This window comes from Streptomyces sp. NK15101, assembly GCF_020400725.1.
Taxonomy (GTDB): Bacteria; Actinomycetota; Actinomycetes; order Streptomycetales; family Streptomycetaceae; genus Streptomyces.
In genome coordinates this window covers 40,908-57,198 of the sequence record NZ_JAINVG010000047.1, presented here as the reverse complement: position 1 = coordinate 57,198, position 16,291 = coordinate 40,908, and the positions used below count along the sequence as shown (strand labels likewise).

Here is a 16,291-nt window from a genome sequence, read left to right as displayed (position 1 = left end):
CACGAGGAAATCTCCCGGCGCCTTGGCCCTGGCCGCCCGCGGGCCGGTCGCGGGCGCACCGTCCGCGGCGAGGGCGGCGGGGGCGGCCAGGGCGAGGGTGACCGCCCCCAACAGGGCAGCGGACGCGGCACGTATGGCGTGCATGGTGAATCCTCCGGGTCCCGAGGGACAGCCGCGGAAGGGGGTTCCCGCGAAGAACCGTGCACCTCGCTGCCCAGAACGCTAGGAGCGCACTACCACAGCCGCGATCCCAGAGGTGCGAATGGGGCACCGATGCCCCCCGAGTGGCCCATGCGCACGGGTCGCCTCAGGGGCTGATCTGCGGGAACAGATCGGTGAACGGCGCGGCGGTGGCCGAGATGCCCCGGCCGAACGGCGCGTCGAAGTCCCAGATGAGGAACAGCAGGAAGGCGATCAGCACGCTGAAGAGCCCGGCGAGCAACAGCTCCCGGCCGGTCCTGCGGATCTGCAGCGTGAAGATCAGGCCGACCGTCACCAGGGCCCCGATGATCAGGCCGAACCAGACCACCCCCGGCATCGTCGCCCCCGCGCTCTGCCCGCGCGCGCCCCGGGCGTCGTCGGCGAGGGCCACCTGGTCCACCAGCGGCTGGTACGCCTGCCCCTCGAAGTCGTCGGCCGGCCGGTAGTCGGTGACGCTGCGCCGCACCCGCTCCAGGAGCGCGGTGCCCTCGTCGCTGAGCTCGCCCTTCTCGGCCATGTACGTCCACTCGTCGTGGACCACGTACGAGACGTACGCGTCGACGTCCGCGCGGATCCGGGAGCGGACCTCCTGCGGGTACACCTCGGCGCGCGCCGAGATCTCGTGCAGCGCCTGGGCCTCCTGCCGCACGGTCTCCTGGGCGGCACCCCGGGCCTCCCAGACGCCGGCGATGGCCAGACCGAGGACGATCGCGTAGATCACGCCGATCATCATCGTCATGTACTCGATGACGTCCGGGGTCTCGCTGGGGTCGTCGTCCTCGGGGATCCGGCGGTTGTTGATGACGACGATGGTGAGCACGACGGCACAGGCTGCGGCCATCGCGAGAGAGAGAACAAGCCATTCGGACATGGTTCCTCCGGCGGGATTCAGAGGGGCGGTGGGTCGGTGGGCCGGTGATTCGGCGGGCCGGTGATCCGGTGGGACCGCGGGGCGCCCGGACCACGGGTCACTTGGAGCGCGGGCGCAGGATCGCCGTCGCGAGGACGGCCGGGGCGGTGATCATCAGCGTCGCGGTGACGACGGAGGTGCCCCCCTTCTGCTTGGTGTGCGTCGCCGGGCGGTAGTGGGGCAGCGCCACGGAGGAGGGGGACGGCGGTCGGGGCCGCACGGTGGGCGGTGGGGTCGGGGACGGCGGAGGCGCGGCCGCGGGCTCCGGCGGTCTGGTGGCCGGGGGCGCGGGGGGCGGCGGCTCCGGGCGGGGTGCGGGCCTGGTGGCCGGCGGCTCCGGCGCCGGCCGGGGCGGGGCCGGTTTCGGCGCGGGCGGCGGGGGCGGCTCGGGGTTCGGGGGGGGCTTCGGGGACGGGGCGGGGGGCGGGGGCGTCCGGGCCGGGGGGGGGGGGGGCGGGGGCGTCGGCTCGGGGGTGGGGGGGGGGCGCGGCGGGGGGGGGGTGGGGGGGGCGGGGGACGGTGAGACGCGCCCCCCCCGCCCCGCGGCCGATCGGCGCCGGCCCCGCGCGGGCGCCCCCCGCCGTGACGGTGAGCGAGGCACGGTTGATCCGGCTCGGCTGGTGGCGGCGGTGACGTCCGCGTACGGCCATGGGCCCCCCTTGAACACAGCAGCAGCCGTCCAAGTTAGGGGTGGCGCACACTCCGTGACAAGGGTTGCGCGGAAGCCCGGGCCCCTTATGTCACCTCCGAGTCGACTCCGCTCACCCGCCGGCGGGGCCGGGCTCGGGCCGTGGCTCGGGGTCCGGTACGGGACCGCCCGGCTGGGGAGCGGGCGGAGGCGCCGGGTCCGGCGGAGCCGGCACCGGGTTCGGCGGGGGCACCGGCGGCGGCGAGGGAACCGGCGGAGGGATCGGCGACGGGGGCAGCGGATCGGGGAAGGGATGGGTCATCACGGACCTCCCGGTCGACGGGTCTCCCTTGCGGGGGCCTCCTGCACGGGGTCTCCCCCCTCCAGGGTCGCCCCACCGCCCCGGCCGCGCCCGCCGGCCCCCGCCCTTCGGGTCACCCGGTCCCCTCGCGGAGAGGACCGGGCGACCGGCGGTCACCGAAGCCCCGGAACGGCCTCGATCCGGCTTTCGCCGCTCAGACGGAGGAGGGCACGGCGTGCGGGGGCCGCACCGTGTCGCTGCCGGGGACGGGAGCGGACGCGTCGCCCCCCAGCTCCACGATGCGGTTGTCGCCGTCGACGTGCACGACGCGCGGCACGAAGGTCCGCGCCTCCGCGTCCTCCATCTGCCCGTAGCTGATGAGGATCACCAGGTCGCCGGGGTGCACGAGGTGGGCGGCGGCACCGTTGATCCCGATGACGCCGGAGCCGCGCTCGCCCTCGATGACGTAGGTCTCCAGGCGGGCCCCGTTGTCGATGTCGACGATGTGGACCAGCTCGCCGGGCAGCAGATCGGCCGCCTCCATCAGCTCCGCGTCGACGGTGACCGAACCGACGTAGTGCAGGTCCGCCTGGGTCACGGTGGCGCGGTGGATCTTGGACTTGAACAGAGTACGCAGCACTTGGGACTCCTCTAAGACGGCTCCCTGCCTGCTTTGTGCAGGTCAAGGGCGGTCTCGACTGTACACCGGGACACGCCGAACGATGTTTGTGAGGAACATCGCTCCGGTCGGGCTGGACGGCTTCCCACCTGGGATTTCGCGCCGCACCGGCGCCTGCCGGGATGGACCGCCCCTGAACGCGCGGGGACTCATGCTGACCGAATGCTGACTTTCCCGACGGTGCGTCACACGAAGGAAGAGGGGTCAGATCGACTCGCTTCCCCGGAGAACGCCTCGGACTTGCCCACCGGGCAACCGGTCGCCGTAAGGCAGGCCGTACCCCTTGCGTTCCGCATTTCACTGCGACCGGTCCACAGCCGGTCGCTCGGAACGGCCCGGGTCCCGCGGACAGGACCCGGGCCGGTGGATCAGCGGTTGGGTTCCTGCATGGTGACGCAGTGGGCGCCTCCGCCGCCGTTGCCGTAGAGGTTGTCGAGGTTGAGCTGGACGACGGGGCGGCCGTAGGCGGCGGCGATGGCCGACTTGGCCGCCGCGTCCTTGGCGGTGTCGCCGAACTGGGTGGTGATGATCGCCTGGTTGGTGACCGTCCAGTTCATGTAGGAGCTGAGGAAGTCGGCCTGCTTGCCCGCCTGGATGCGGGGCAGGGTGTCGGGTCCTTCGATGGTGAGGACCTGGAGCCGGCGGCCCCTGGCGTCGGTCGCGGCGACCAGGGTGTCGCGGATGGCCTGGGCGTTGGCGGTCCAGACGTCGGGGCGTACGGCGCCGGCCAGCTGCACCATGACCACGCCGGGCCGGATGTAGCGGGCGGTTCCGTCGATGTGGCCGTCGGTGACGTCCTGCCCGGTGACGCCGGGCAGCCAGATCATCTTCGACGCGCCGAAGCGGGACAGCAGTTCCGCCTCGATCTGGCTGCGGGACTTGCCGGGGTTGCGGTTGGCGTTCAGCCAGCAGCTCTCGGTGGCCATCAGGGTGCCGTCGCCGTCGTACTCCACGCCGCCGCCCTCGCCGACCACGGACGCCTTCGCGAACGGGGCGCCGCTGTAGGCGGCGACCTTGGGCGCGACCGTGCGGTCCTTGTCGTAGGCGGAGGCGGGGAGGCCGTAGAAGGTCGTGGCGTTCTCGCCCCAGGCGTTGAAGTTGAGGCCGAAGGCGTCGAGGCCGCCCGCTCCGTCGACGCGGAACAGCGGGCCGGTGTCCCGCATCCAGCAGTCCGAGACCGGAATCGAGCTGATCACGGTGACCGTGGATCCGCACATGGTCCTGGCCTGCGAGGCGGCGGACGAGCCGTCCGCGCACATGACGACCGGCTCGTACTTGGCGACTTCCTTGGCGAGCTTGGCGATGTCGGCCTGGATCTTGGACAGCAGGTTGCCCCAGATCGTGTAGCTGGACGGCCAGGCCATCCAGGTCCGCTTGTGCGACTCGTCCTCACCGGGGACCCTCCAGGACGCGGCCATGGCGGGCTGGATCCCGCCGAGGACGGGTCCGGCCGCCAGGGCGGCCGCGACCGCTCCGGTTCGGGCCAGGAGGCTTCTGCGGCTGATGCCCGGTCGTTCGCCGTCGTGCTCTGTCTTCACGTGGTGCTCCTTCTCTCAAAGGTTCTGTACGTGCGGGCGCGGGTTGCTCTGCGGGTCGCTCAGTGGAGTGGGTCCAGCAGTCCCTCCTCCCGGACCATCCGGCGTTCGGTGGCCAGGTCGAGACTTCGGGCGAAGGCCCAGTAGAGGCCTCCGGCCACCGGCAGGCCGACGAGGACCGAGCAGTCGACGCCGCCGAGGCGCTCTGCGACGGGCCCGACGAAGAGGCCGGTGATGACCATGAACGGGGCCATGCAGGCCAGTCCGATCAGGTAGGCGAGGTTTCCGCGCCAGCCCCACCGGCCGTAGACCCCGTGCGGGTTGAAGATCTCCTTGACGACGTACTGGCCGCGCCGGACGAAGAAGAAGTCGACCAGGTTGATGGCCGTCCACGGGATGAACAGGTACGTCAGGACCACCACCACGTTGGCGAAGAACCAGTTGAACTGGTCGATACCGACGAGGGTGGAGACCGTCCCGACGGCGGCCAGCATGATCCCGATCGTGGCGACCCGGATGGTCCGGGTCGGTTTGACCGGCCGGAACGAGTCGACGATGGAGATCATCGTGAGGCTGCCGCCGTACTGGTTGATCGCCATGATGGAGAGCAGTCCGACCAGCAGCACGACGACCGCGACCGTGCCGAACCCGTCGAACAGCCGGTCGGCCGACAGCTTCAGGGCGGTGACCGGGTCCGTGCCCTCGGGGGCGCCGGCCGAGACCACGGCACCGAGGACGAAGACCCAGATCCCGGAGACCGCACTGGGCAGGTAGGTCCACCAGAAGGTGCTGCGCACGGGGACGTCGGGTCTGAGGTAGCGCGAGTAGTCCGAGACATACGGTGCCCAGCCCAGCTGGAAGCCGGCGACGAAGACGAACACGAGCATGAACGGAGCGAGTTCGAACGGCCCCGCGTTCCAGACGCCGTCCGGCAGCCCTCCGCCGAACAGGGCTGCCGCGGTGACGGCCGCGGTGATCACGACGAAGGGCCAGGTGAGCCACTTGTTGAGCTTGTGGATCCACTCGTACCCGAAGAGGGCGATCACGGTCGCCACCGCGGCGGCGAGGAGGTAGCCGAGGGTGTTGGGTATCCCGGTGAGCAGGTTCATGGCCTGGCCGGACAGCAGGGCGTCGGACGTGTTGAAGGCCACGTAGTTGATCAGGGCGAACACCCACACGGTGAGCGCGGCCCCCAGGTAGCCGAACTGGGGCCTGGACTGTACGAGTTGGGGCAGCCCCAACTGGGGCCCCTGGGCCGAGTGGAACGCCATGAAGAAGGTGCCGAAGAGCGAGCCGAGAACGGTGGCGATCACCGTCCACACGAGGGAGGCCCCCATGGACAGCGTCACGACACCGGTCGCCAGACCGGTGAGGTTGAGGCTGCCGACGAACCAGATGGCCCCGACGCTCGACGGTTTGCCATGTCGTTCCGAGAGGGGCACCCAATCGATCGAGTGCTGCTCGATCCCTGCGGCGGGGGCGGGATCATACGTCGGCGAATCAACTGGCCCCATGTGGGCTCCTGTTCACGGGTGCTTCCACGAATCCGCCGGCGCCCGGGAATCCGCGGCGCCGTTCGGGTGCGCCCACCGTAGGGATTGACTTAAATTTCAGTCAATAACTTGAACGGCGAATTGACGAAAATTTCAGCCAGGGCGGCGGGCCTCTCCGGCTCGGCCCTGCTCCGCAGCAGACGCGCGTCCGCCGCGGTCACCACGTCCACGACGGTCGACGGCGTCGGCGTCGGCTGTCCGCCGCCCGTGCCGAGGCGGTCGATGTCCAGCTGCTCGACGTACCGGTCGGGGTACAGGCGTCGCAGCGTCGTCCGGGCGGCCTCGTTCGCCCTCCGGTCACCGAACCGGGCGGAGATGACGGCGCCGTTGCAGAGGTGGAAATCGCCGACGGCGGTCGCTCCGACGGTGACGAGGAAGCCACGCCGGTTCAGGACTCGGAGCAGAGCCGGGGCGGGCGCACGAGCGCGTGCGCCCGCAGCGGGCGTCGTGTGCCCCCACCGGCCGTCAGAGCGCCCGACGGGCAGCGGCGATCGCCTCCGGATCCCAGTCCGGACGGGGTACGGATTCCAGAAGCAGCCGTGTGTAGGGGTGTCGGGGTGCGGCGAGCACCTCGGCCGTGGGACCCGCCTCGACGACACGGCCCTTGCGCATGACGATGACGTCGTCGGTGACGCAGCGGACCACGCCGAGGTCGTGGGTGATGAACAGGTAGCCGATCCGGGTCTCCTCGCGGATGTCGGCGAGCAGGTTGAGGATCTGCGCCTGTACGGAGACGTCGAGGGCGGCGACCGCCTCGTCCAGGACGAGGACGGCCGGTTCGACGGCGAGGGCGCGGGCGATGGCGACGCGTTGGCGTTGGCCACCGGAGAGCTGCTTCGGCCGGGCGTCGGCGGCTCGGGTGCCCAGGCCGACCTGGTCGAGGAGCTCCCGGACGCGCCGGTCGTGGTCGGTGCCGGGGAAGTGCAGGCGCAGGGTCTCGCGCAGGACCTGTTCGACGCTGGTCCTCGGGTCGAGGGAGAGGTAGGGGTCCTGGAAGACCATCTGGACCTCTCGCGCGCGTGCCAGGCGCCGGGCCCGGCCGCGGACCCGCGTGCCGCGGGCCCGGCCGCGTACCCGGACCTCTCCGCCGTCGGCCTGTTCGAGACCGACGACGATCCGGGCGGTGGTGGTCTTGCCGGAGCCGGACTCGCCCACGATGCCCAGGGACCCGCCCTCGGGGAGTGCGAAGGACACGTCGTCGACGGCGCGAACGCTCCCGAAGGTGCGGTGGAGGCCCACGGCCTCCAGGACGTTATCGGGCATCGGCGGGGCTCTCCGTGAGACGGTCGCTGTGGTGGCACGCGGCCTGGTGCGTCGGCAGGCCCGGTGCGGTGGTCGGCTCGGGCACCTGCTGCTCGCAGACCTCCGTGGCGAGGGGGCAGCGGGCGGCGAACGGGCAGCCGGGCAGTTCGTGGCGCAGGTCGGGGGGCTGCCCGTCGATGGCGGCGAGCCGCCCCTGCGGGGCTTCGAGGCGGGGGGTGGAGGCGAGCAGCGCCGCGGTGTACGGGTGCCGGGGCCGGGCGAAGAGGGCTTCGGCGGGGCCGCTCTCGGCGATCCGGCCGGCGTACATGACGTAGACGCGGTCGCTGATGGCGGCGGCGAGGTCGAGGTCGTGGGTGACGAAGAGCAGTCCGGTGCGGAAGCGTGCCCGCAGTTCGGCCAGGAGCGCGATGACCTCGGCCTGCGTGGTGACGTCGAGCGCCGTGGTGGGCTCGTCCGCGAGGAGGAGTTCGGGGTCTCCCATGAGCGCGGCGGCGATCACGACGCGTTGCAGCATGCCGCCGGAGACCTGGCCGGGGTACTTGTGCAGGGCGGAGTCGTCCAGGCCGACCGCCCGCAGGAGTTCGGCTGCGCGGGCGGTGGCGTCCGTCCGGGTCATGCCGCCGGTCAGGGTGACGCTCTCGGTGAGGAAGTCGCCGATGCGGCGCAGGGGGTTGAGGGCGGCGCGGGGGTCCTGGAAGATCATGGCGACGGTGTCGGTGCGCAGGGCGCGCAGCTGCTCGCCCCGCATGGCGAGCACGTCGTGTCCGAGCACGCGGACCCGGCCCTCGACGACGGCCCCGGGAGGCAGCAGGCCGAGCGCGCTGCGCGAGGTGAGGGTCTTCCCGGATCCGGACTCTCCGACGAGGGCGACGGTCTCGCCGGCGGCGACGTGGAGGTCGACGCCGTCGAGGACGGGGCGGGCCGTGCCGGGCAGGGTGATCCGCAGCCCTTGGACGTCGAGCGTGTACGTGGAAGTCATCGGTCTCTCCTGGCGACGCGGTCGGCCCAGCGCTCTCCGACGACGTTGAAGGCGACGACGGTGAGCACGATGAACACGCTGGGCAGGACCGCGGAGAGCGGATAGCCCCGCTGGATGGCGGTCTGGCCGTCGAAGACCATGCGGCCCCAGTCGGGAGTGAGCGCGGGTACGCCGAGGCCGAGGAAGGACAGGCCGGCGAGGTCCATCAGTGCGTAGCCGAAGTTGATGGTGGACTGGGCGAGGACGACGGGGGCGATGTTGGGCAGGATGTGGCGCAGGCTGATCTGGAGGGCCGAGTGTCCCTGGACCTGGTAGGCGCTGACGTAAGGACGTTTGCGTTCGGCCAGGACGAGGGAGCGGGTGAGCCGGCTGACGTACGGCAGGTAGGCGATGGAGAGCGCGATGACCGGGGCGAGGAGTCCCTCGCCGTAGATCGAGATGACGAGGATCGCGAGCAGCATGCCGGGGAACGCGAAGACGAGCTCGGTGCTGCGCGAGAGGACGGAGTCGAGCCAGCCGCCCCGCCAGCCCGCGGCCGTGCCGACCGCGATTCCGGCGAGGGTGGAGAAGACGACGACGCCGAGCGGACCGAGCAGCGAGGTGCGGGCGCCGAGGAGCAGCCGGGAGAAGGTGTCACGCCCGGCGGCGTCGACCCCGAGCAGATGCTCCGGGGAGGGCCCGGCCAGCGCGTTGCCGAGGTCGACGGCGTTGGGGTCGTACGGCACGAGCCACGGCGCGAGGAGCGCGGCGGCCGTGACGAGGGCGACGAGGCCGAGGCAGGCCAGGTACAGCGGGGACCGGGCGGTGCGGATCTTCGCGAGGCCGGGCCTGCGGGTCAGGACGGCGGTCATGCGGAGGAACTCCTCGCTCCGAGAGTGATCCGCGGGTCGACCAGCGGCAGCAGGAGGTCGACGATGAGGTTCACGATCATGAACAGGGCGACGATGATCAGGGAGATGGCCTGGACCGTCGGGAAGTCCTTGGTCGAGGTGGACAGTTCGAGGAGCTGGCCGATGCCGCCGATGCTGAAGGCGGTCTCCACGAGGATCGTGCAGACCAGCAGCGTCGAGACGATCAGGCCGCCGGTGGTCAGGACGGTTCCCAGCGAGTTCCGGAAGACGTGCCGGCGGATGACCTGGCGTTCCGGGACGCCGCGGCTGCGAGCGACCGTGACGTGCTCGCTGTCGAGGGCTTCCAGCATGGCCGAGCGGGTGACCCGCGCGAGCATGCCGATCAGGTACAGGGCGAGGGCGACCGCGGGCAGGGTGAGGTGCCATACCCGGTCGAGGAAGCCGTCGCCGGAGCCGCTGCTGGGGAACCAGCCGAGGTGGACGGCGAAGAGTCCCTGGAGCAGGACGGCCGCGACGAAGGAGGGGGTACCGACGGCGATCGTGGTGCCGACGAGGATGGCCGAGTCGGTGCCGCCGCCGCGTACGGCGGCGACCCCTCCCAGGACGAGGCCGACCACGACGACCACGGCCAGTGCCATCACCACGAGGAGCAGCGTGGTGGGCAGGCGGTCGGCGAGGAGCCGGGAGACGTCCGTGCGGTAGGTGATGGACCGGCCGAAGTCTCCGTGGACGATGTCGCCGAGCCAGCGGAGGTAGCGGACGAGGAAGGGGTCGTCGAGGTGGTACTGGGCGTTGATCGCGGCGAGGGCCTCCGGTGAGGCCGAGCGGCCCGAGAGCAGGAAGCTCGCGGGGTTGCCCGGCGCCAGGTACATGGCGCCGAAGACCACGAACGACGCGCACAGCAGGGTGGCGGCCATCTCCGCCACCCGGCGTACGGCGAATCTCGCGAAGTTCACCGCGTGGCCCCCGCGTCCGCCGCGCCGACGCTGGCGGCCCACGGGTGGTACATGTACGAGATGGTGGTGGGGGCGCCGGTGATCCTCTTGTTGAGGAAGACCGCGGTGGGCCACTCGGCGACCGGGATCCAGGGCAGCTGCTCGGCCACCCGCTTCTGCATCTCCGTCTCGATCCTCATCCGCTGCTCCGGCTCGTACACGCCGGTGGCCTGGTCGACGAGCGCGTCGTAGCCCTTGTCGCTGAAGTCCGCGAAGTTCATGTAGGCGCCGGTCTTGAAGTTCTGCAGCAGGTCCAGCGGGTCGGTGATCGAGTTGTAGTAGGTGAGCGGGAACATGTCGATTCCCTCGCGCGCCGTCGGGTCGGTGAACAGCGCCGTGAAGGCGTTGGGGGCGATCGTCCTGAGGTTGATCCTCAGCCCGATCTGCGTGCCGGCGGACTGGATCGCGGTGGCGAGGAGCGAGACGTCCTGGCCGATGGAGCTGGTGGCGACGGTCAGGGTCTTGCCCGTGGCGCCGGCCTCCTTGATCAGCGCCTTGGCCTTCTCGATGTCCTGGGCGGCCGGCGGCAGTCCGTCGAAGGCGGCCTCGCGGGTCTGCTCCGAGGCTCCGGCCCAGGCGGCTCGGGTGGTGAGCGAGGCGGTGACGGTGCCGGCGCCGCCGAGGCCGGCCTTGACGAAGCCGGACCGGTCCAGGGCCAGGGAGAGCGCCTTGCGGACCCGGAGGTCGCCGAGCGGGCCCGTCATGTTGGTGATGTTGACGTTGACCGTGCTGAGGCCCTCGCCGAACCAGAGGGTGCCGACGCCGCTGTTCCTGAGGCGGTCGTAGCTCTCGGTGGGGATCAGGTAGCCGCCGTCGATCTCGCCGCTGAGCATGGCGTTGGTGCGGGCCGAGGGGTCGGTCAGGATCCGGAAGACGGCCTTCTTCGCCTTGGCCTTCGTGCCCCAGTAGCCGTCGAAGCGCTCCAGCTCGATCGACTGGCCCTTGCTCCACGCGCCGAGCTTGAACGGACCGGTGCAGGCGAGGTCTCCGGAGGTGCCGTAGTCCTTGCCGGCCGCCTCGACGCCCGCCTTGGAGGCGACGACGCCCGCGGCGGTCGCCATGTACTGGGGGAACTGCGAGTCGGTCTTCTTGAGTTTGACGGTGACCTGGAGGGGGCCGGTCTTCGTCACGGAGGTGACGTTCTGGAAGACCTGGGCCCAGGCGGCGGCGTTCTTCGGGTCCCGCTGTCGGCCGAGGCTGTAGACCACGTCGTCGGCGGTCATCACCTTGCCGTCGTGGAAGCGGACGCCCGCGCGCAGGTCGTAGACCCAGGTGTTGGGGTCGGGGTTCGAGGCCTTCCGGGCCAGGCCGGGCTGCACGGTGAGCCCCGGGGTCCAGCGCATCAGGCTCTCGCACACGTTGGACAGGATCGTGTTCTGCGGGTAGTCGAACGCGACCGTGTAGTCGAGGGTGGGCGGCTCGGCGTAGACGGCCCAGGTGAAGGAGTCGATCTCGCCGCGGGCCGGAGGCGTCGAGGCGGAGAGCTTCACCTCTGCGCCGGTACTGCCCGTGCCGCTCTTGGGCGGACCGGAACAGGCCGCGAGCAGGGCGAACGAGGCCAGGACCGCGGTCGCGGCGGCGATCCGGCCGCGACGGCGGGAGGGCCGTCTGGGGCCTTGGACGGGGGAGGTCGTCATCGGCGCGCTGTCTTTCCGTGAGGGATGCGGAGGGGTGACGGGCCGTGGGGCCGGCCCGTCGGGAGCGGCGGGACCGCTTTACGCGGCGGAGGGACGTGCGGCGGGGATCTGCTGGGTGATGCAGTGCACGCCGCCCCCGCCGAACGCGATCGCGATCGCCTGCACCGGGACGACCTTGCGGCCCGGGTATGCCGAGGCGATCACGGCGAGCGCGGCCTCGTCCTGGGGCACGCCCGCCACCGGGACGACGACGCCGCCGTTGGCCACGTAGTAGTTCAGGTACGACACCTCGACCGCTCCGTCCGGCATCTCGACGAACGCGGTCTGGGGGACGTCGATGATCTCCAGTCGGCGGCCGCGGGCGTCCCGGGTCGATTCGAGAACCGCGCGGTTGGCCCGCATCCGGGCGTAGTCCGGGTGCTCGGGGTCGTCGGGGAGGGAGACCACCACGGTACCCGGGGCGGCGAAGGCGCAGACGCCGTCGACGTGCCCGTCGGTCTCCGTGTCCAGCAGGCCGCCGTACGGCAGCCATACAACCTTGCTGACTCCGAGCTGGGATTTCAGCTCGGCCTCGATCTCGTCCCGGTTCATGCCGGGGTTCCTGTTGGGGTGCAGGAGACACTGTTCGGTCGTGATCAGCGTTCCCTCGCCGTCGACCGTGATCGCCCCGCCCTCCAGGATCATGTCGGAGGGGATGCGCTCGACGCCCAGGTGCTCCAGGAGGAGGCCGCTGACCCGGTCGTCGGAGTCGTACGGGCTGTGCTTGCGGCCCCAGGCGTTGAAGCGGAAGTCCACTCCGGCGCGGTTGCCGTCACCGTCGAGCACGAACAGCGGGGCGGAGTCCCGGAACCACGAGTCGTCCTGGGCCAGCTCCACCACGGTGATCTCCTGACCGCACCTGCTCCTGGCCTCCTCGCCGTGGCCGGGCGGCGCGACCATGGTCACGGGCTCGAACTCGGCGATCGCACGCGCGACGTTCGCGTACTCCTCCTTGACGTCGTCCAGCACGCTGCCCCACAGGTCCTCACGGACGGGCCAGGCCATCAGACACCCCTCGTGCTCGGACCACTCGGCAGGCATACGGAATGCAGTCATCACGGGTCTCTCTTCGTTTCGCCAGAAGTACCCGTCGGCGGCGGCCGGCTCGGCCGGGCGGAGGCGCAGGAACGGGTACGCGGTGTGAACAGCATCCTCCATTCGACTGAAATTTCAGTCAAGAGTGGAGGCATGCTTTTCTCGGTTCATTCAGGGGAGGGATCAGAGGAAGTACAGGCGGCTCAATGGCACCTGCTCCGCCGGCTCGGAGCGCATCGGAGCTCCGTCCAGGGTCACGAGACCACTGTGCGGGTCCACGTCCACCTGTCCGAGGCGGGCGTTGCGCACCATGTCGGCCGGTCCGATGCCCCGGGTCCCCCGTACGGCCACACGCCTGCGCCGCGTGCCCAGCATGTCGTACGGCGAGCCGAACGACCCCGACTCGGCGGCGGCGCGGCTGACGAAGGCGACGGACAGCTCGGCCGGAGCGGCACCGTGCGCGCCGAACAGCGGTCCCAGGACCAGCGGTTCGCAGGTGTCGGTGGCGGCGTTCGGATCGCCGGTCACCCCGTAGGCGGGGAAGCCGTTCTTGATGACCATCTGCGGTTTGGCGCCGAAGAAGGGCGGGCGCCACAGCACGATGTCGGCCATCTTCCCGACCTCGATCGAGCCGATCTCGTGGGCGAGGCCGTGGGCGATCGCCGGGTTGATGGTGAGCTTGGCCATGTAGCGCAGCACGCGCGCGTTGTCGTCGTGCGCGCCGTCGCCCTCCATGGGGCCGAGCTCGGCCTTCATCTTCCCGGCCATGGCGAAGGTCCGGCGTACGGTCTCGCCGGCCCTTCCCATCCCCTGCGCGTCGGAGGAGGTGATCCCGATCGCGCCGAGGTCGTGCAGGACGTCCTCCGCGCCCATTGTCCCGGCCCGGATCCGGTCGCGCGCCATCGCCGCGTCGCCGGGCAGATCCGTCTTGAGCGCATGGACGGAGACGATCATCCCGTAGTGCTCGGCGACCGCGTCCCGCCCGAAGGGCAGCGTGGGGTTGGTGGAGGAGCCGATGACGTTCGGCACGCCCGCCATCTTCAGGACGTTGGGGACGTGTCCGCCGCCGCAGCCCTCGATGTGGAAGGCGTGGATCGTCCGGCCCTCCAGGACCTTGAGGGTGTCCTCGACCGACAGGCACTCGTTCAGGCCGTCGGAGTGCAGCGCGACCTGGACGTCGTGCTCCTCGGCGACCCGCAGTGCGGTGTCCAGGGCCCGGGTGTGGGCGCCCATGTCCTCGTGCACCTTGAAGCCGCAGGCACCGCCCTCGGCCAACGCCTCGACCAGGGGGGCTTCGTCGGACGCGGAACCCCGGGCGAGGAAGCCGATGTTGACCGGCCACGCGTCGAAGGCGTTGAACCCGAGCTTCAGGGCCCAGGGGGAGTTGACGCCGACGCCCCAACTCGGCCCGATCTCCTGGCCGATGATCGTGGTGACGCCGGAGGCGAGGGACGCCTCCATGATCCGGGGAGAGAGCAGATGGACGTGGGTGTCGATCGCACCGGCGGTGGCGATGAGCCCCTCCCCCGGGATCATCGTCGTTCCCGTCCCGACGACGACGTCGACACCGTCGAGGGTGTCGGGGTTGCCGGCCCGCCCGATGGCGTGGATCCGGCCCTCACGGATGCCGACGGACACCTTGCGGATGCCCTGCACGGCGTCGATGACCAGGACATTGGTGATGACGACGTCGCAGGTCTCGCGGACGGCCGCGGCCTTCAGATGCATGCCGTCGCGGGCGGTCTTGCCGAAGCCGGCCAGGAACTCGTCGCCGTACGCCTGCGCGTCCGACTCCACCCGTACGACGAGCCCCGAGTCACCGAGCCGGACCCGGTCCCCCGCGCGGGGCCCGTGCACGGTGGCGTACTCGTGCGGGTCGATGTGCCGACTGCTGCCGGGCGCGCAGTGGTCACTGTGTCTGGTGGGCCTGCTCATCGCTCTGCCCCTTCCGCTCCGAGGTAGCCGCAGGCGGCGGCGCGTTTGAGGGCCTCGGCCTTCGTGCCGGGCGCGTCGAGCGGGCCGTCGACCAGGCCCGCGAAACCGATGGCGATCCTGTCGCCCCCCATCGGTACGAGTCCGACCTCCACGACGGCGCCGGGGTCGAACCGGGTGGACGAGCCGGCCTGGGCCGCCAGTCGCATCCCGTAGGCGGCGGCCCGGTCGAAGTCCAGCCGCGGGTTCGCCTCGAAGAAGTGGAAGTGCGAGGTCACGCTGACCGGGACCGTGGCCGTGTTGCGCACTCGCAGAGTGACCGCCGGTTCCGGCTCCGGCAGGGTGTCCGTGTGGGGCAGGACGGCCCCGGGTGCGCCGTCGTCGTGCTCCACCTCGCCGAACGGAGCGCTGATGACGGCCAGCCGGGTGCCGTCGTCGAACACCGCCTCGACCTGGATCTCCGTCACGACGTCGGTGACGCCGGGGAGCACGTCGTCCGGGCCGAGGACACCGCGTCCGCGGTCGAGCGCCTCGGCCAGACGAAGGCCGTCACGCGCGGCCTCGCACACCGTGTCGGCGATCAGCGCGGTCGCCTCCGGCACGTTGAGCCGCAGTCCGCGCTCCAGGCGGGTCCGGGCGAGCTGGGCGGCGGTGAAGAGGAGGAGCCGGTCGCGCTCGGTGGGGGTCAGGGGCATGTCGTCGCCTGCCTGAAAGGCCTGGCTGCACGTCTGAAGGGCCTGGTCACACGCAAGGTCGTCCCTTCCTTTCCGCGAAACGTCAGAAACGGGTGGAGGAAATTCACTGTCGCACTGACTGAAATATCAGTCAAGACAGTGGACCTGCGGAAACCCGCCTCCGCCACTCTCAGTGGAGGGCGGGAACCGGTCAGGTCCTGGTGCACGCCCCGATCAGGCGGCGGCGCATGAACCGATCGATCTCGCCGAAGGCGCGCCGTCCCGCGATCGGCGGCGGCCCGCACCGGACGACCGGGTCCGTCACGGTCGGCACGGCGCGCCGTGTGCCGGGGAGAACCGCGTTACGAGCGGTCCAGCCGGTCGATCTCGGCGTCGATGGCCTCGCCCATCAGGGTCCGGGCGTGGGCGATCTGGAGCGTACCGCTGAGCCAGCGCATGCTCAGACCCTCCAGGAGGGCGGTGAGTCGCTCGGCGGCGGACTCGAGGGCGGCTGCCGAGGCCATCGGCCGGACCTGGCCCAACAGGGCCGCCACCTCCTGCACCCAGACCCGGGTGGCACGCAGCAGGTCTTCGCGCAGCACCTCGTCGAAGACGGCGCTGGCCCGCAACTCCCCCCAGGCGGTGCTGTTCTCCCTGACCTCGGTCGAGTCCTGGAGTTCGAGGAGGAGCGTCTGCTCCAGCTCCTCGCGCGGGCTGAGCGGTTCGGCGTCCGGGTCGCGGTGGGTCGTGTAGCGCTCGGCGCGGTCGCTGATGAACTCCAGCGTCTTGCGCAGGATCCCGGCGCGGTCCTTGAAGTGGTAGTAGATCAGCGCGGTGGACACGCCCGCCTCGGCGGCGAGCTCCTCCACGCGCAGGCCTCGGACCCCGCGCCGGGCGATCACCCGGGCGGCGGCTTCGAGGAGCTGAGTGCTGCGAGACGCCATGGCCCAAACCTTACCGGGCCCGTCCGATGGACAGGATCACGGCCCTGCCGAGGGGACGGGCGGGGTCGGAAACGGCGCACGGACAACTTTCGTTGCCCTCCGCGGGCCGATCGGTACTACTGGGAGCCGACCCCC

The 16,291-nt window shown here is 71.2% G+C and carries 15 protein-coding genes; all 15 read right to left on the bottom strand.

The features are described 5' to 3' along the window. Window positions 1-307 precede the first annotated feature (307 nt). The 15 genes from K7G60_RS23995 to K7G60_RS23930 all read right to left on the bottom strand — a co-directional run bounded on the left by K7G60_RS23995 (window position 308) and on the right by K7G60_RS23930 (window position 16,156). Window positions 308-1,072: a DUF4239 domain-containing protein gene (locus K7G60_RS23995; RefSeq protein ID WP_225803002.1), complete on the bottom strand. Its 765-nt coding sequence runs from the start codon at window positions 1,070-1,072 to the stop codon at window positions 308-310. A gap of 97 nt (window positions 1,073-1,169) precedes the next feature. Further along, window positions 1,170-1,301, bottom strand: a complete 132-nt coding sequence (locus K7G60_RS38910; protein WP_037675104.1) for a hypothetical protein — start codon at window positions 1,299-1,301, stop codon at window positions 1,170-1,172. 953 nt (window positions 1,302-2,254) lie between these two features. Further along, the gene (gene panD / locus K7G60_RS23990) at window positions 2,255-2,680 is read right to left on the bottom strand and encodes an aspartate 1-decarboxylase (protein ID WP_225803001.1); all 426 of its coding nucleotides are present in this window, start codon (window positions 2,678-2,680) and stop codon (window positions 2,255-2,257) included. A gap of 407 nt (window positions 2,681-3,087) precedes the next feature. Beyond that, entirely contained in the window at window positions 3,088-4,257 is a 1,170-nt protein-coding gene (locus tag K7G60_RS23985) for an agmatine/peptidylarginine deiminase (RefSeq protein ID WP_225803000.1), read from the bottom strand. A 59-nt stretch (window positions 4,258-4,316) separates the two neighbouring features. Then, complete coding sequence (locus K7G60_RS23980; protein ID WP_225802999.1) at window positions 4,317-5,768, bottom strand: cytosine permease; 1,452 nt, start codon at window positions 5,766-5,768, stop codon at window positions 4,317-4,319. An 89-nt stretch (window positions 5,769-5,857) separates the two neighbouring features. After that, window positions 5,858-6,199 carry an agmatine deiminase family protein gene (locus K7G60_RS23975; protein ID WP_225803006.1) on the bottom strand — a complete coding sequence of 114 codons (342 nt, stop codon included), beginning with the start codon at window positions 6,197-6,199 and terminating at the stop codon, window positions 5,858-5,860. A gap of 73 nt (window positions 6,200-6,272) precedes the next feature. Further along, window positions 6,273-7,070 carry an ABC transporter ATP-binding protein gene (locus tag K7G60_RS23970; protein ID WP_225802998.1) on the bottom strand — a complete coding sequence of 266 codons (798 nt, stop codon included), beginning with the start codon at window positions 7,068-7,070 and terminating at the stop codon, window positions 6,273-6,275. Next, window positions 7,060-8,049 (bottom strand): ABC transporter ATP-binding protein, encoded by a 990-nt coding sequence (locus K7G60_RS23965; protein WP_225802997.1) that lies wholly within the window; start codon window positions 8,047-8,049, stop codon window positions 7,060-7,062. Before K7G60_RS23965 ends, K7G60_RS23970 begins: the two co-directional genes overlap by 11 nt. After that, window positions 8,046-8,900 carry an ABC transporter permease gene (locus K7G60_RS23960; RefSeq protein WP_225802996.1) on the bottom strand — a complete coding sequence of 285 codons (855 nt, stop codon included), beginning with the start codon at window positions 8,898-8,900 and terminating at the stop codon, window positions 8,046-8,048. The genes K7G60_RS23965 and K7G60_RS23960 overlap by 4 nt, the downstream gene beginning before the upstream one ends. Then, window positions 8,897-9,856, bottom strand: coding sequence for an ABC transporter permease (locus tag K7G60_RS23955; RefSeq protein WP_225802995.1), 960 nt, complete (start codon window positions 9,854-9,856; stop codon window positions 8,897-8,899). The genes K7G60_RS23960 and K7G60_RS23955 overlap by 4 nt, the downstream gene beginning before the upstream one ends. Continuing rightward, window positions 9,853-11,532, bottom strand: a complete 1,680-nt coding sequence (locus K7G60_RS23950) for an ABC transporter substrate-binding protein (protein WP_225802994.1) — start codon at window positions 11,530-11,532, stop codon at window positions 9,853-9,855. The genes K7G60_RS23955 and K7G60_RS23950 overlap by 4 nt, the downstream gene beginning before the upstream one ends. A gap of 78 nt (window positions 11,533-11,610) precedes the next feature. Further along, window positions 11,611-12,627 carry an agmatine/peptidylarginine deiminase gene (locus K7G60_RS23945; protein WP_225802993.1) on the bottom strand — a complete coding sequence of 339 codons (1,017 nt, stop codon included), beginning with the start codon at window positions 12,625-12,627 and terminating at the stop codon, window positions 11,611-11,613. A 162-nt stretch (window positions 12,628-12,789) separates the two neighbouring features. After that, window positions 12,790-14,541: an urease subunit alpha gene (locus tag K7G60_RS23940; RefSeq protein WP_225802992.1), complete on the bottom strand. Its 1,752-nt coding sequence runs from the start codon at window positions 14,539-14,541 to the stop codon at window positions 12,790-12,792. Next, window positions 14,538-15,233 carry an urease subunit gamma gene (gene ureA, locus K7G60_RS23935; protein ID WP_225802991.1) on the bottom strand — a complete coding sequence of 232 codons (696 nt, stop codon included), beginning with the start codon at window positions 15,231-15,233 and terminating at the stop codon, window positions 14,538-14,540. Before ureA ends, K7G60_RS23940 begins: the two co-directional genes overlap by 4 nt. Window positions 15,234-15,574: 341 nt before the next feature. Further along, complete coding sequence (locus K7G60_RS23930; RefSeq protein ID WP_225802990.1) at window positions 15,575-16,156, bottom strand: TetR/AcrR family transcriptional regulator; 582 nt, start codon at window positions 16,154-16,156, stop codon at window positions 15,575-15,577. Window positions 16,157-16,291: the final 135 nt, after the last annotated feature.